Annotated in this window: 13 protein-coding genes, 1 tRNA gene and 1 pseudogene; 14 read left to right on the forward strand and 1 reads right to left on the reverse strand. The window is 64.8% G+C overall.

Annotated elements, in window-relative coordinates; genetic code table 11:
- Positions 1–3 precede the first annotated feature (3 nt).
- The 5 genes and pseudogenes from QSV46_RS29125 to QSV46_RS29145 all read left to right on the forward strand — a co-directional run bounded on the left by QSV46_RS29125 (position 4) and on the right by QSV46_RS29145 (position 3,070).
- Complete coding sequence (locus tag QSV46_RS29125) at positions 4–738, forward strand: tRNA-uridine aminocarboxypropyltransferase (RefSeq protein WP_314959667.1); 735 nt, start codon at positions 4–6, stop codon at positions 736–738.
- A 193-nt stretch (positions 739–931) separates the two neighbouring features.
- Positions 932–1,648, forward strand: a complete 717-nt coding sequence (locus QSV46_RS29130; protein WP_409997219.1) for an ABC transporter permease — start codon at positions 932–934, stop codon at positions 1,646–1,648.
- Between the two features lie 157 nt (positions 1,649–1,805).
- Positions 1,806–2,408: pseudogene (locus QSV46_RS29135) on the forward strand (ABC transporter ATP-binding protein); the annotation flags it as partial.
- 251 nt (positions 2,409–2,659) lie between these two features.
- Positions 2,660–2,733: transfer RNA gene (locus QSV46_RS29140), tRNA-Cys, on the forward strand.
- 190 nt (positions 2,734–2,923) lie between these two features.
- On the forward strand, positions 2,924–3,070 hold the full coding sequence (locus tag QSV46_RS29145) for a hypothetical protein (protein WP_314959673.1): 147 nt from the start codon (positions 2,924–2,926) through the stop codon (positions 3,068–3,070).
- Between the two features lie 44 nt (positions 3,071–3,114).
- Here the strand turns inward: QSV46_RS29145 and QSV46_RS29150 are convergent, their stop codons facing one another.
- Positions 3,115–3,309: a hypothetical protein gene (locus tag QSV46_RS29150; protein ID WP_314959676.1), complete on the reverse strand. Its 195-nt coding sequence runs from the start codon at positions 3,307–3,309 to the stop codon at positions 3,115–3,117.
- Between the two features lie 239 nt (positions 3,310–3,548).
- On the opposite strand from QSV46_RS29150, the gene QSV46_RS29155 reads away from it, so the two are divergent.
- The 9 genes from QSV46_RS29155 to QSV46_RS29195 all read left to right on the forward strand — a co-directional run bounded on the left by QSV46_RS29155 (position 3,549) and on the right by QSV46_RS29195 (position 14,937).
- Positions 3,549–3,812: a hypothetical protein gene (locus tag QSV46_RS29155; protein ID WP_314959677.1), complete on the forward strand. Its 264-nt coding sequence runs from the start codon at positions 3,549–3,551 to the stop codon at positions 3,810–3,812.
- A 454-nt stretch (positions 3,813–4,266) separates the two neighbouring features.
- Positions 4,267–5,175: an ABC transporter substrate-binding protein gene (locus tag QSV46_RS29160; protein ID WP_314959956.1), complete on the forward strand. Its 909-nt coding sequence runs from the start codon at positions 4,267–4,269 to the stop codon at positions 5,173–5,175.
- Complete coding sequence (locus tag QSV46_RS29165) at positions 5,175–6,797, forward strand: amino acid ABC transporter permease/ATP-binding protein (protein ID WP_314959678.1); 1,623 nt, start codon at positions 5,175–5,177, stop codon at positions 6,795–6,797. The genes QSV46_RS29160 and QSV46_RS29165 overlap by 1 nt, the downstream gene beginning before the upstream one ends.
- 49 nt (positions 6,798–6,846) lie before the next feature.
- Positions 6,847–8,088, forward strand: coding sequence for an acetamidase/formamidase family protein (locus QSV46_RS29170; protein WP_314959680.1), 1,242 nt, complete (start codon positions 6,847–6,849; stop codon positions 8,086–8,088).
- A 134-nt stretch (positions 8,089–8,222) separates the two neighbouring features.
- Positions 8,223–10,565 carry an acetamidase/formamidase family protein gene (locus QSV46_RS29175; RefSeq protein ID WP_314959682.1) on the forward strand — a complete coding sequence of 781 codons (2,343 nt, stop codon included), beginning with the start codon at positions 8,223–8,225 and terminating at the stop codon, positions 10,563–10,565.
- A gap of 5 nt (positions 10,566–10,570) precedes the next feature.
- Positions 10,571–10,954 (forward strand): RidA family protein, encoded by a 384-nt coding sequence (locus QSV46_RS29180; protein WP_314959684.1) that lies wholly within the window; start codon positions 10,571–10,573, stop codon positions 10,952–10,954.
- Between the two features lie 425 nt (positions 10,955–11,379).
- Positions 11,380–12,543 (forward strand): PspA/IM30 family protein, encoded by a 1,164-nt coding sequence (locus QSV46_RS29185; RefSeq protein WP_314959686.1) that lies wholly within the window; start codon positions 11,380–11,382, stop codon positions 12,541–12,543.
- Between the two features lie 10 nt (positions 12,544–12,553).
- Positions 12,554–13,213 carry an OB-fold-containig protein gene (locus QSV46_RS29190; protein ID WP_314959689.1) on the forward strand — a complete coding sequence of 220 codons (660 nt, stop codon included), beginning with the start codon at positions 12,554–12,556 and terminating at the stop codon, positions 13,211–13,213.
- Positions 13,214–13,236: 23 nt separating this feature from the next.
- A complete protein-coding gene (locus tag QSV46_RS29195) occupies positions 13,237–14,937 on the forward strand; it encodes a flotillin family protein (protein WP_314959692.1) in 1,701 nt (566 codons plus the stop codon).
- Positions 14,938–15,032: the final 95 nt, after the last annotated feature.

Raw genomic sequence — 15,032 nt, forward strand, 5'->3', positions numbered from 1 at the left:
GCCATGTCGAACCCCACAGCCGCCGCACCAGCCGAGCCGATCCCCGAGTGCCCGCACTGCCAGAAGCCGATGCCGCTGTGCATCTGCGACAGCGTCACGCCGATCGAAAACCGGCTCTCGCTCCTGATCCTCCAGCATCCGCAGGAGCAGGACAGGGCGCTCGGCACCGCGCGGCTGCTCGCGAAGCACTTTGCCGATGCCACCGTGCGGGTCGGCCTGTCCTGGCCGAGCCTGTCCAAGGCGCTGGGCCGGCCGGTCGAGAACGCCTCGCACTGGGCGGTGCTCTATCTCGGCTCGGCACGCGCCGCCGATCTCGAAGCCGAGGGCGAGATTTTGGCGCTTAACCGCAAGGGCGAGGTCGCGGACAACCAGCGCTCGATCCTCGGCAAGCTCGAAGGCGTGGTGCTGCTCGACGGCACCTGGAGCCAGGCCAAGGCCCTGTGGTGGCGCAATCCCTGGATGCTGAAATGCCAGCGCGTCATCCTCAACCCGGCGCACCCCTCCCGCTACGGACGCCTGCGCAAGGAGCCGCGCAAGGACGGGCTCTCGACGATCGAGGCCGCCGCGACGATCCTGGCCGGCCTGGAGAGGCGTCCGGACATCGCGGAGACGCTGAATGCCAGTTTTGAACGGCTGTTGACGCGCTACCGCGAGGTTCAGGCCGAGATGCCGGAATTGGCGCCGAAACCGGTGGTCAAGGACCGCCGGCGCGGCGTGCGGCGCGTCAAACGCGCCTGACCCCTGGCCAGCCTCATCCGTACGGGTGATTGCCGCAAGGCAGGCGTGCGGATAGAGACGGTCCGCCGATAAGCCTGCTATCCTGTCGCGGCATCGGAGAGCCGGGAGCGGAATGGGACGTCGAATTCAGGCCGCAGCGAAGGAAATCCTCGCACAGGGCGCACAATTCGACCGTTGGGGCACGCTCGCCCTGATGGACATTTCGCTGCGCTACCGGCGCACCGTGATCGGCCCGCTCTGGATCACGCTGACGTTGGCTGCGACGATCGCCAGCGTCGGCACCGTCTATGCGGCGCTGTTCAGGCAGGACATCGTCGGCTTCCTGCCGCCCTTCGCCGTCGGCCTGATCCTCTGGACCCTGATCGCGACGACGCTGCAGGAGGGCTCCAACATCTTCGTCGCCTCCGGCCATCTGATCAAGGCGGTGCCTGCACCGCTGATCGTGCACGTGCTCCAGATGATCGCGCGCAACGTCCTCATCTTCGCGCATCATCTGGTGATCGTGGTGCTGCTCTACGTCGTGATGCCATGGCCGCTGCATGGAAGCATGCTGCTTGCGGTGCCCGGCTTCGCGATCCTGTTCGTCGTTCTGCTCGGCGGCTCGGTCGCGCTCGGCGTGCTCTGCGCGCGCTTCCGCGACATCGGCTCGGCGATCGTCAGCGGCCTGCAATTCGTGTTCTTCCTGACCCCGATCATCTGGACCGAGGACAGTGTGCGCGGCACCGCGTTTTCCTGGCTGATCCGCGCCAATCCGTTCGCGACGCTGCTCGATCTGGTGCGTCGGCCGCTGCTATCGCAGCCGACCGATCCGGAGCAATGGCTGCTCGGGATCGCCTATGCGGTCGTGGTGGCCGTCATCGGCCTTGGCTGCTACGCAAGATATCGCCACCGCGTGGCGTACTGGCTGTGAGGCGCGCATGAGCTTTGCGGCCCACATCGTCCTGCGCGACGTCTCGGTGACGTTTCCGGTGCTGTCGTTCCGCGACCGCTCCTTGCGGAGCCGCTTGGTCAGTGCCGTGACGCTGCGGCGGACGGCAGCGGTCCCGCACGTCGTCTCGGCGCTGAGCGGCGTCAGCCTTGACATCCGCGCCGGCGACCGGCTCGCCGTCATCGGTGCCAATGGCGCCGGCAAGACCACGCTGCTGCGGGTTCTCGCCGGCATCTACCACCCGACCGCAGGCAGCGTGGATGTGCGCGGCCGCTGCCTGTCGCTGTTCGACCTGTCGGCCGGCTTCGACGAGGAAGCCACCGGCTACGAGAACATCATGCGGCGCGGCCTCGTGATCGGCGCGCGGCGTTCCGAGATCGACGCGCGGCGCGCGGAGATCGCCGAATTCACCGAGCTGGGCGACCGGCTCGACCTGCCGCTGCGCACCTATTCCAGCGGGATGATGCTGCGCCTGATCTTTGCGGTCGCAACCGCCCTGGAGGGCGAGATCGTGCTGCTCGACGAATGGATCGGCGTCGGCGACCAGCAATTCCGCAAGAAGGCGCGGCAGCGGCTCGACGAGATCGTCGCCCGTGCCGGCATCCTGGTGCTGGCCTCGCATGACATCGAGCTCGTCAAGAGCACCTGCAATCGTGCGATCCTGCTGGAGGAGGGGCGGATCATCGCTGCCGGTGCGACCGATGAGATTCTCGGCCGTTATCTCGACGGAGCGAAGGCGTAAGCGACCGGTCGGGGTTGCCTAAGCCCTTGACCCCCTATGTTGGTCCGCCCTTACGGGGCCACGTGCGTAAGCTGCCTCGGGGAACTGCACGCTGAGGCAGGCCTTGGACATCATGACTGAAAATCTCGACGGCTAGTTCAGTAGAGCAGGCACGGAACACGAACGGACGTCACGAGTGACAGAACTCCTTCTGCTTCCGCAACCGTTGCACTTGCGACAAGCTATGGAAATGTCTATCAGAACGGCCAAGGGGCCACGTGGCGGAGTGGTTACGCAACGGTCTGCAAAACCGTGTACACCAGTTCAATTCTGGTCGTGGCCTCCATCACAAGCTTCTGAATTTCCAGCACAAATTCTTTCCTGTTACAGGTTCCGCAGGGCCCCTGAACGAGGCCTGCCGGCCCGCCCACACCGGGTTTGCCCGGGGGCTTGGCGGAACCCCCCGATTCAGGCGGGTGGCATAGACTTCGCATCTGCGAAGTGATGCGTCACGAATCCCTGGAGCTGGAAAGCACGTGAGCGAAATCGTCCAATTCGTCCCGAAATCCGAGCTGGAGCGGGCTCGCCTCATTCGAGAGGCCCGCGCGATCTACGACAGTATCTTTCCGCCGGCCGCACCCGACCGGTTGCCGCAGAACGGCGAGGACCGGGTCAAGACGTAAAACGCCCACGAGGCGGGCGCTTTGGGTTCACCTTGAAAGTCGCCTCAGCAGGTCGCGTACCAGCCGTCCGGAAACGGCAGCAGGGGCCAGGCGCCCTCATTGTCGTTGGCGGCCTTGGGCGTCGCGTCGAAGCTCCACGAGCGGGGCACGAATTCCTCCTCCGGCACGGGTGCGACATCTTCGTTGAGCATGGCGCCCCGGACAGCATCCAGCAGCAAGTTGAATTCGGCTTCGCTCATCACACCCTCGCAGAACGCGGATGGCGCAATGTCGCAAAGCCGGTTTGTTACCGGATTGAGCCGATCGTTCGCATTTTAACGATCCGGCGATCGGGTCCCGTTTGGTTAGCGATTTGTGAAAATCCCCGCGAGAATCTACGGGCGTCGGGCTGACCGGCGGTGTGAAAGAGATCACATCCCCCGCGGTTTCTTTCTCCTACCCCTTCACGTCAGGGCGGGCAGGCGGAACGGAGACGGTCATGAAGGCGAGGTTCTTGCGGTTTGCGGGTGTGAAGAGCCGGGCGCGTCGGGCCTCCACGGTCGGGTTGTTCCTGACGCTGTTTGCCTCCGCCGCCAATGCACAGCAGGGAACGCCGGAACAACGCCGGGCCTGCACCCCCGACGTCTACCGGCTCTGTGCCGGCGAAATCCCCAACGTCCGCGCCATCACGGCGTGCCTGCGCCGTAACCGGTCAAGCCTGAGCGAGGCTTGCCGGAGCCTGTTCGATCAGGCCGGCGGCTGACATGGCGGGTCTGTGGGTTTGTGCGCAGCAAGTGGCTCGCGCGGGCAGGCGAATCCGGCATAGTCGCCCTGTGGATATGCTGCGGACAGGCTGTGGAGTGCTGTGGATCTCGGCCATAGATGCTCAGCCCGGCGTCGCAACTCCGGCGGCAGGCGTCATATCTCTGCCAGAAAACTTCATCAGATGATTCTCGGATCGCGCCAGATCCTGACCTAAACAGTATCATTTGGTTCATCCGAATTCGGAATAGCGTTCCACCCGGGTCCCTCGCGCACGTACAGTTTTTGGGCAGCCGCTTGCCCAAATCGCAGGCCCTCTCCATCCAATTTTTTGTACGCCCGCGGACAAGCTTTTCACGGGCCGCTCCACCTAGGCTCGCTCCCGAGATCTGGAACATGGCCTTTGCCATGGCAATCGAAGGAGCGGGACGATGGACGGACGGGTATTGCCCCAAATGTCGCACCAAGTGCAGCGGGGAACGGCACGCGCATCATTGCCATGGCTCAAGGTCGCACTCGGTGCCACCATCGCTGTCGGCCTCGTCGGCGCCGTACCGCCGAGCGCACAGGCCGCGGCGCCCGCCGCCTGCACCGCGCTCCAGGACAAATATCCGGACTGGAAGGGCAAGACGCTGGTCAACGCCATCAACCCGCACACGCCGGGCTACGAGACGATCGATCCGAAGGATCCCAGCAAATATATCGGCTTCGATATCGATCTCGGCGAAGCCATCGGCGAATGCCTCGGCTTCAAGCTGACCTACAAGCCGGTGACGTTCGCAGCGCTCCTGACCACGCTCGCCGCCGGGCAAGCCGACATCGTCATCTCCGACATCTATGCCACCAAGGAGCGCGCCAAGGCGGCCGATTTCATCACCTATTCGAAGGTGTTCGACGGCGTGCTCGTCGCCAAGGGCAACCCGAAGGGAATCAACGGCATCAACATGTCGATGTGTGGTGCGGCTGCCGCCGAAAACACCGGCTATGTCGAGGTGCCGCTGATCCAGGCGCTGATCCCCGAGTGCAAGAAGGCCGGCAAGCCCGAGCCGACCGTTCAGCTCTATGACAACAACGCCAACTGCATCCAGGCAATCCTCGCCGGCCGCGCTGACACCTATGTCAACGACGTCAACACCGTCGACAGCGCCGTCAAAGCCTATCCGGACAAGCTGGAGAAGGCGATCGCGGTGACGATCCCGTATTCGGTTGGCATCGCCGTTCCCAAGGACAAGCCGAAATTCCGCGATGCCGTGCTGGCCGCGCTGATCGAGGTGCAGAGGGCCGGCACGCATATGGCGCTTCTGAAGAAGCACGGGCTCGACGTGAACAATTTCAAGGAGCCGGACATCTTGACGGCCGACTGATGTCACTATTCCTCCACTATCTGAGCATGCCGTATCTGCTCGGCGGCATCGAGCTCACCCTCGAGGTGACTGCCCTCGGGCTTGGCGGCGGATTGATCCTCGGATTGATCCTCGCCGGCATGCAGCTGTCGCGCTTCTGGCTGCTGGCGGCGATCGCCAGGGCCTACACCGTGATCTTCCGCGGCACGCCGCTGATCCTTCAGATGGTGTTCGCCTACGACGCGCTGCCGCATATCGGCATCAAGCTGCCGGCGGTGCTGGCCGCCGGCCTCGCGCTCGCCTGCAACGAGGCGCCGTTCATCGCGGAGATGCTTCGCGCCGGCGTGCTCGGCGTCGATCGCGGGCAGGTGACGGCAGGCCAGGCGCTCGGCATGACGCCGCGGATCCTGATGCGGCGGGTGATCGCGCCGCAGGCGATCCGCACCATGATTCCTGCGTTTGGCAACGAGGCCGTCAGCGCGCTGAAGAACTCCTCGCTGGCGTCCGTCGTCGCGGTCCAGGAGCTGACGCTGCGCTCGACCCAGCTTGCGTCCTCGACTTTCGATTTCTTCTCGATCTTCTTCGCGTCGGGCTTGCTGTACCTCGTGCTGACCTTCGCCATCAGCGTGATCCAGCTGTTCGTCGAGTGGCTGCTCGATCTCGACCGAGCCAAGGGCCGCCAGCGCAAGCTCGCCGATTACCTGCCGTGGCGCCGTGTCGACCTCACGACCAAGCTCGAGCTGGCCGAGGCCACGGCGGACAATCCCGAGCCCGTGCAGGCCGAGCCTGCCGACACGCCGCCGCTGGCGCTGACCCGCGAGGAGCGCACGCGGCGTGCGGTCACGATCGCGCGCAACAACATCGCGGTCGAGACCAAGGACCTCACCAAGAGTTACGGCGCGCAAAAAGTGCTTGGCGGCCTCGATCTCTCGGTGCGCGTGGGCGAGGTGGTGGCGCTGCTCGGGCCCAGCGGCTCCGGCAAGAGCACATTGCTTCGCTGTATCAACCATCTCGAAAGCTGGGACGGAGGCACCGTGCGCGTCGGCGGCCGCCGTCTCGGGTTCGACGACGACGGCAAGCTGCTGTCACCGCGGGCCATCGCCAACGAGCGGGCGACCGTCGGCGTCGGCATGGTGTTCCAGCAGTTCAATCTGTTCGCCCATCTCTCAGCCAGGGAAAACATCGCCGGTCCGCTGCGCTGGGTTCACGGCATGACCCGCATCGATGCCGACCGCCGCGCTGCCGAGCTGCTGGAGCGCGTCGGCCTGACGCATCGTGCGGACGCCTTGCCGCGGCATCTCTCCGGCGGCCAGCAGCAGCGTGTCGCGATCGCGCGAGCGCTGGCGCCGAACCCGAGCGTGCTGCTGCTGGACGAGCCGACCTCAGCGCTCGATCCCGAATTGGTCAACGAGGTGCTGGAGGTGATCCGGCGTCTTGCGATCGACGACGGCCTCACCATGATCATCTCGACCCACCAGATCCGCTTCGCCGACGAAGTCGCCGACCGCGTCGCGTTCCTGAGCGGTGGCACGATCATCGAGGAGGGGCCGGCGCACGAGGTGCTCTCCAATCCCCGCAATCCGCTCACGGCCCGTTTCCTCAGCGTGATGGAAGCCGACAAGTCCCCGGAGCCGGTGCGATGAGCGCTGCCGCCGCAAGATTCAAGACCGCATTCCCTGATGAGGCCACGTCATGAAACATTTCACGCTGCCGGTTTCGCCGAAGACAGTCCACTGGGGCTATTTCTCCAAGAAGGTCGCCCCAGCCCTGACGCTGCGCTCCCGCGACCGCGCCACCATCGAGACGCTGACCCATCACGCCAATGACGATTACGAGCGCATGATCCAGGGCGATCCCGGCGCCGAGAGCGTGTTCCAGTGGACGCGCGAGCACAAGGCGGTGGCGCGGCGCGGCTCAGGCCCGACGGAAGGTCCCTTCATTCGCGGCGCAGGCGAGGGGATCGGGGTGCATCTGCTCACCGGACCGGTCGCGATCGAAGGTGCCGAGGCCGGCGACATCCTCGAAGTGCGCATCCTCGACGTGCGGCCGCGGCCGAGCTGCAGCGCCTGCCATTCCGGCCGCTGCTTCGGCTCCAACGTCGCGGCGAACTGGGGCTTTCACTATCACGATCTGATCGAGGAGCCGAAGCCGCGCGAGGTCGTCACCATCTTCGAGCTCGACACGTCCGGCGAGCCCTATGCGAAGGCCGTGTACAATTACGTCTGGACACCGCAGACCGACCCCGACGGCATCGTGCATTCCACCATCGACTATCCCGGCGTCCGCGTCGACCACGCCACCATCAGGAAGCGTGAGAACATTCTGTCGAGCGTGAAGGTGCCGGCGCGGCTGCATTTCGGCACCATGGGCCTCGCGCCGTCGGAAGCCGATTTCGTCAGCTCGATTCCACCGAGCTACACCGGCGGCAACATCGACGACTGGCGCATCGGCAAGGGTGCGCGGATGTTCTATCCGGTCGCGGTACCAGGCGCCTTTTTCTCCGTCGGAGATCCTCATGCCGCTCAGGGCGACAGCGAGCTCGGCGGCACCGCGATCGAAACCTCGCTGACCGGCGACTTCGAGTTCATCCTGCACAAGAAGGCTGATCTGGCCGGCACCAACCTGGAAGGTCTCGATCATCCCATGCTCGAGACCGATCAGGCCTGGTCGTTCTACGGCTTCACCTATCCGAACTATCTCGCCACGCTCGGCGCTGACGCGCAAACCGAGATTGCCAATCACTCGAGCCTCGACCGCGCGATGCGCGATGCGTTCAGAAAACTCCGGCGCTTCCTGATGACCGTGCATCGCCTCAGCGAGGACGAGGCGATCTCGCTGCTGTCGGTTGGCGCCGATTTCGGCGTCACCCAGGTGGTCGACGCCAATTGGGGTGTCCACGGCACGATCCGCAAGAACATGTTTCGGTGCGACTAAGGCGTTGAAGGCGGGCCTGTTTCTGGGATGACACGGTGACCAACGAACCTCATCTACGACCCGTCGCTGCGACGGATGACCGCGTGCGTCTGGCACAGCGATTGCTTCGATCAACTGCAATCTGGGTCGATCCGATGAGCTTCCGTCCCTTCACGAGCGAGTCCTACGCGCAAGACGATCGCCCCGAAGCCTGGCGGGACGTGCTAGCGGCGGTCGGCCTGCAGCCGGCAGCTGGTCATTCCTTCCTCGACGGACATGCGACAGCTTCGCATCGTCATGCCGCCGGCGTCGCATTAACGCGCATGGCCGCGGGCGCGCAGTCCATCGGTCCGCTCTTGCAAGCGAACGAAGACATTCCGATCGCCCTGATGCCGGTCGAGGACGGCATGGTGCTGAAAAGCGCCGGTGGTCATCGCATCGTTCCGGTCGGTCATCTCGTGCTGCTGCCGCGGAGCGGCGACTGGAGCATCGTGTTCCAGCGCGACATGCGCGCCATCGTACTCTCGGTGACGTCGGAAGCGCTGCACGGACGCCTCTCGGGTAAACCCAGGCTTGGCGAGCCCCGCGTGGTGCCGCCAAGCGGCTTTGCCGATGTGTTCTCGCGCCTGCTGGACGCGACCGCGCGCACGCTCGACAGCTTGAGCGACGCCGAATGGAGTTCGGTTGCGCAGTCACTGGTCGATCTGCTCCTGACTCTCGCGCATCAACTGGCGGCCTCGACATCCGACGCCGGATCGAGCGCGACACAGGCCGCGCTGCTGCACCGGATCTGCCAGACCATCGAGCGCCGGCTCGACGATCCCGAACTGGTGCCGGCGCGCGTCGCGCAGGCCGAAGGGATTTCCGAGCGGTACTTGCAAAAGCTGTTCGAGACGGTCGGCGACAACTTTACCCATTACGTCCGCGAGCGCCGGCTCCAGCGTGCCTGGGCAGATCTGTCCAACCCAACCGAAGCGCATCGCTCGATCTCGGAGATCGCCTACGCCTATGGCTTTGGCGATTCCGCGCATTTCAGCCGCGCCTTCCGTCATCGCTTCGGTCTGCCGCCGCGCGAGTTTCGGCAGCAGGAGGCGGAGCGGGCGATCGCGCAACATGGCGTGGCCGGTCAGCGCGGCTGGCCGCAGGAGGCGCTGGCGCAGCTTCGCGTGCATCCGAGCGTCGCCGCCCGCAGCAGCGTCGCTTGTCCCGACGCCGAAGAGCGAACGACAGCGGAGCGCCGGCATCACCATCTGCCGGTCGAAGCCGGTCGCATTCATTGGGGTTATTTCAGCCGCTCGCTGCCGGCGCAGATCGAGATCACCTCGGGTGACACCATCACGATCGAAACGCTGACCCAGCACGCTTCCGATGCTCCCGAGATGATGATCGCTGGTGATGCCGGTGCTGAAAGCGTGTTCGGCTGGACACGGGACAAGAAGAATGTCGATCGTCGCGGTGCCGGTCCGATGGACGCGAGCGTGTTCGGCCGCGGCGCCGGCGAGGGATTTGGCGTTCACATCTGCACGGGGCCCGTGGCGGTGAAGGACGCCCAGCCCGGCGACGTGCTGGAGGTGCGCATCCTCGACATCGTGCCGCGCGCCAGCTGCAATCCGAGCCATGCCGGCCGCGTGTTCGGCTCCTCGGTCGCGGCCTGGTGGGGCTATCACTACAACGAGTTTCTCGGCGGCCCCAAGCCGCGCGAAATCGTCACCATCTACGAGATTTTTGACGATCCCGAGGAGCCGCACGCCCGCGCGCTCTACTCCTATCGCTGGGAGCCGCAGACCGATCCATTCGGCATCGTGCACACGACGTATGATTATCCCGGCGTTCCCGTCGTATCGGGCACGGTGAAGCGCCGGCATGCCGTGCTTGACGGCATCCGCATTCCCCTGCGTCCGCATTTCGGCGTGATCGCCGTGGCGCCGCGCGAGGTTGATTTCGTCGACTCCGTGCCGCCATCCTATTTTGGTGGCAATCTGGACAATTGGCGGCTGGGAAAGGGGGCGACCATCTATCTCCCGGTCTCTGTGCCCGGCGCACTGCTGTCGGTTGGCGATTCCCATGCCGCACAGGGCGACGGCGAGCTCAGCGGCACTGCAATCGAATGCTCGATGACCGGCACGTTCGAGGTGATCCTGCACAAGAAGACCGATCTCGCCGGCCGGCCCTTCGCCGATCTCTCTTATCCGCTGATCGAGACCGAAACGGATTGGGTGCTGACCGGCTTCAGCCATCCCAACTACCTCGCCGAGTTCGGCGCGCAGGGCCAGAGCGAGGTCTACGCCAAGTCCTCGCTCGACCTCGCCATGAAGGACGCGTTCCGCAAGATGCGGCGCTTCCTCATGAATGTGAAAGGCCTCAGCGAGGACGAGGCGATCGCGCTGATGTCGGCCGCGGTCGACTTCGGCGTCACCCAGGTCGTCGACGGCAATTGGGGCGTGCATGCGATCATCAGCAAGCGCCTGTTTCAGGACGCCTCCAAACTTCAAGGGTAGCTCACGTGAAATTCCACATGATTAGCGGCGGACCGAAGCCGGTCGCGCCCTTCAGCCACGCTGTCGAGACCGACGGCTTCGTCTTCGTCACCGGACAGATGCCGGACACGCCGCAAACCCCGGGCGTACTGCCGGACGGTATCGTCGCGCAGACCTGCGCAGTGATGGAAAATTTGAAGGTTGTGCTCGCTGGCCTCGATCTCGGCCTCGAGCACGTCGTGATGACGCGGATTTATCTGACGCGTTTCAAGGAGGATTATGCGGCGATGAACGAGACGTACCGCGCGTTCTTTCCGCCAGATCGTCTGCCGGCCCGCACCTGCGTCGGCGTCACCGGGCTCGCGTACGACGCATTGATCGAGATCGATCTGGTGTGCCGGCGGCCGTGAGGCGACAGTCGGTAGGGTGGGTTAGCAAAGCGGCGGCGCGAAGCGCGGTCCGCCCGGCGTAACCCACCAACTTCGCCTGAAGCATGTGGGTTACGCTACGCTAACCCATCCTACGATCCTGCGCAGCACGAAGTGATGCGCTGCAGAGCCGGGGCCGATGTTGCAGCGAGTGCCGCGGCTCCCTGGGTCCCGGCTCTGCGCTCCGCTTGTCCGGAACACGAGAGTGGCGGGTCACCGAACGCTCTCTCCACTTCGTCTCAAGATTGCAACCCGCGCGTGCAAGAAGTCTTGATTGGTCGTGATGTAGGGTGATCGGCCCGCCCTTGAACGCGCCGCCGAGCCGCCGCGACTAACCGACAGAGTGCAGGTGGATCAGTGGAACGTGATCAAACTACTCCTTCCGAAAGCACTAAAATGGTGCTTTAGTGCTTTCCATGAGCCAGTCGCCCCGAAATGCGCCGTCGGCGCTGCGTTACAGGCTTGCCCCTGACCCGGCCGCCAAGGCCGCTCTGGAGGCGACCTTCCAGGCCTATGACCAGATGATGGAAATTCTGGACGTGGTCGCGCGGAGCCACAATGTCGGCTCCAACCTCGTCCTGCTGCACGCCCATGCCTATGACCCGATCCGGAAAAAGACGGCGCTGCCCTCGCGGCTGGTGACGCTGGGTCTACGCGACCGCGCCGATTATCGCGCCGCGCAAGGTCGCCGCCTGCCGCTCGACGACAAGCTCGCCAAGATCAAGGGGCCCGCCACCATTTCGATTGCGACCGTGCAAGGACGCTTCAGCGTGCCCTTCGACTACGCCGGTTATGCCGAGGGCTGGGGACAGAGCGCGCCCGCGCACCTCATCCGCACTGACGACGGCTTCGAAGTTCACTACGGCGTCACGCCGAACAGTCTGCCAGAGGAGGAGAACGCCATGGATACCATCGCTGCTGCCCCCGACAATTTCCTGTCTCGGGTCGGGCGCCTGATCGCCGGGATCGCCTATGACGCGATCGAGCAGGCCGAAGGCAAGAACAAGCTCAAGGTGGTCGGCCAGGCCATCCGCGAGATCGAGCGCGCCGAAGCCGAGGCGCGCGACGCACTCGCCGCCGCGCGGGCCGAGGAGTACCGGCTCAACGCGCGCCGCACCGAGATCGAACGCGAGATGGCCGACCTCGCTCCCAAGATCGAAGGCGCGATCGCTGATAGCCGCGACGATCTCGCCCGCGCCGGTATCGCGCGGCAGATGGATCTGGAGGCCCAGTTCGAGGTGCTCTCCCGCGCCATCGACGAGAACAACGAGAAGATCGAGAGTGGCGTGACTTCGCTGCGCGCCGTGCTGTCGGCACTTCAGGATGCCGAGCAGCGTCGCGCCGATCTCGAAAAGAGCGAGGCAGCGGCAAGCCACCAGGCCCAGACGTCGCCCCAGAAACCCGGCGGTGCCTCGGCGGCGGCGAAGGCATTGCGCGCGGGCAGGGCGGTGGCGCGGGCCACCGGCGTTCCCGCAGCCATTCCGTTTTCAAGCGACATCGACGAGCTCAGCACGTTGCATCGCGACAAGGAGATTGCAGCGAGGCTGGCGCGGTTGAAGTCGCGCTCCTGAGCAATGTGTCATGAGCGCTCTGCTCGAACACGTCATGTCGCCGGAGGTCAGGCCGTTCGCGATCGCGGCGGCCATGATCCTCATCGTCGGCTCGATCGAGGTGGTCTCGATGCTGGTCGGGGCTTCGCTGAGCGAGATGCTCGGGACCAACATCGATTTCGGTCATCCCAGCGACAACGGCATCATCAACGCCATCTCCTGGATCAATGTCGGCGGCGTGCCGCTGTTGATCTTCCTGCTGCTGCTGCTCGGCGCCTTCTCCATCACCGGATTCCTCATCCAGGACATCGCGCGGCTGGTGGCCGGCCCCTTGCCGGCGACGCTCGCCTCGGTCGGGGCGGTCGTCGTCTCGGTTCCGCTGGTCCGCGCCACGAGCAGGGCCATCGCGCGGGTCATTCCCAAGGATGAGAGCTACGCGGTCGGCCTTGGCGATCTCGTCGGCCGCGTCGGTGAGGTCGTGATCGGGCCGCTCGACCAGGGACCGCCCGGCCGCGTCAGCGTCGCCGACATCCACGGCAACCGCCATTTCGTCTGGGCGGTCGCCGCACCCTCGTCATCGCCCCTGCCGCAGGGAACCATGGTCCTGCTGGTCGATCGCGCCGGCTCCCGCTTCGTCGCGGTGAAGGCCGAGGATGAACTCAAACCGTCCAAACCATCTCTAAGCAACTAGCAAGTCATTTAGCGGAGAAAGTCATGTTCGACATCGCAGTCCCGGCCATGATCGGCGTCGCGCTGATCGTCGTCCTCGGGATCGTCTTTACCATCCTCTACAAGCGCGCCACCCGCGACGAGGCTTTCGTGCGTACCGGCCTCGGCGGCAAGAAGGTCGTGCTCGACGGCGGCGCCATGATCCTGCCGATCTTCCACTCCTATGCCAGCGTCAATCTGAAGACGCTGCGGCTCACGGTCGAGCGCAAGGAGCGGGAATCCCTGATCACCAAGGACCGCCTGCGCGTCGACATCGTCGCCGAATTTTACGTGCGCGTCCGCCCCGACGATGAGAGCATTGCGCTGGCGAGCCAGACGCTGGGCGCGCTGACCAATGACGCCGAAGCCCTGCGTAACCAGGTCGAGGCTAAATTCGTCGACGGCCTGCGCTCGGTGGCGGCCACCATGACCATCCTGGAGCTGCAGGAAAAGCGCAGCGATTTCGTCAAGCACGTGCAGGCGACCGTCGAGTCCGACGTCAAGTCGAACGGGCTCGAGCTGGAATCGGTATCGCTGACCAAGCTCGACCAGACCGACGTCAAATTCTTCAATCCGGAAAACTTCTTCGACGCCGAAGGTTTGACCCAGCTGAAAACCGTCACCGAAACCCGACGCCGCGACCGCAACTCGATCGTGCGCGACAACGAGGTGGCGATCGCGCAGAAGGACCTCGAGGCACGGCAGCAGACGCTGACCATCGAACGTACCAAGAAGGAGGCCGAGCTCTCCCAGGAGCGCGACATCGCCAACAAGACCGCGAGCACGCGGGCCGAGGTCGCGACCGCGACCCAGACCGCGCGCCTGACCGAGGAGAACGCCCGCATCGACACCGACCGTGCCGTTGCGGAGAAGGAGGCCGGCGCCAAGCAGGTCAAGGAAACCGCTGTGATCGAGTCGGATCTGGCGATCAACAAGCGCAAGACCGACGCGCAGCGCGAGATCCAGATCGCAACGCAAGAGAACGAGATCCAGATCGCATCCAAAAGCAAGGAGACATCGGAAGCCGTGGCCGAGGCCAAGGCGGCCGAAGCGCTCGCCGTCTCTGCGGAGGAAAAGGTCCTGACCGCCCGCGCCGTCGAGGTCGCCGACCGTGCGCGTCTCACCCAGGTGCTTGCTGCGCGAACCGAGGCCGAGCGCAAGTCGACCGAACTGATCGTCGCGGCCGAGGCCGAGAAGAAGGCCTCGCTCGACCGCGCCGAGGCCGTCAAGACGCTGGCCACCGCCGAAGCCGAGTCCAACAAGATCAAGGCCGTCGGCGTCCGGAACATCGGTGAAGCCGAAGCTGCCGTTATCACCATGAAGAACGAGGCGCAGAACAAGCTCGGCAGCAACGTGATCGATTTCGAGATCGCCAAGAAGCGGATCGAGACCATGCCTTCGGCGCTGGCCGAGATGGTTAAGCCGATCGCCAATCTCAAGGACGTCCGCATCCTGCACACCGGCGGAATGTTCGGCGGCAACGGTAGCGGCGGCGGCAATGTCGGCTTCGGCGAGGGGCTCGCCGGCGAGCTCCTGAAGGTGCATGCGCTGCGTCCGATGATCGACGAGATCCTGCGCCAGAGCGGCTTTGCGCCGGACGAGGATCCCGTGAAGGCGCTGGTCGGCGCAGTGACCGGAAAGAGCAACGGCGCGGCCGTGCCAGCGCCTGTGGCCGTGCCGGAGAAAACAAACTCCGCCGATCTATGAATGCCGGTTCATTGCTGCGGAGAATTCGAAACGATATGAACTGGCGCGTTGCGTGTCTCACATCGCGCAACGCGCCAGAGCACTGATCGATCGCG

Source organism: Bradyrhizobium cosmicum, from assembly GCF_032290525.1.
Lineage (GTDB): Bacteria > Pseudomonadota > Alphaproteobacteria > Rhizobiales > Xanthobacteraceae > Bradyrhizobium > Bradyrhizobium cosmicum_A.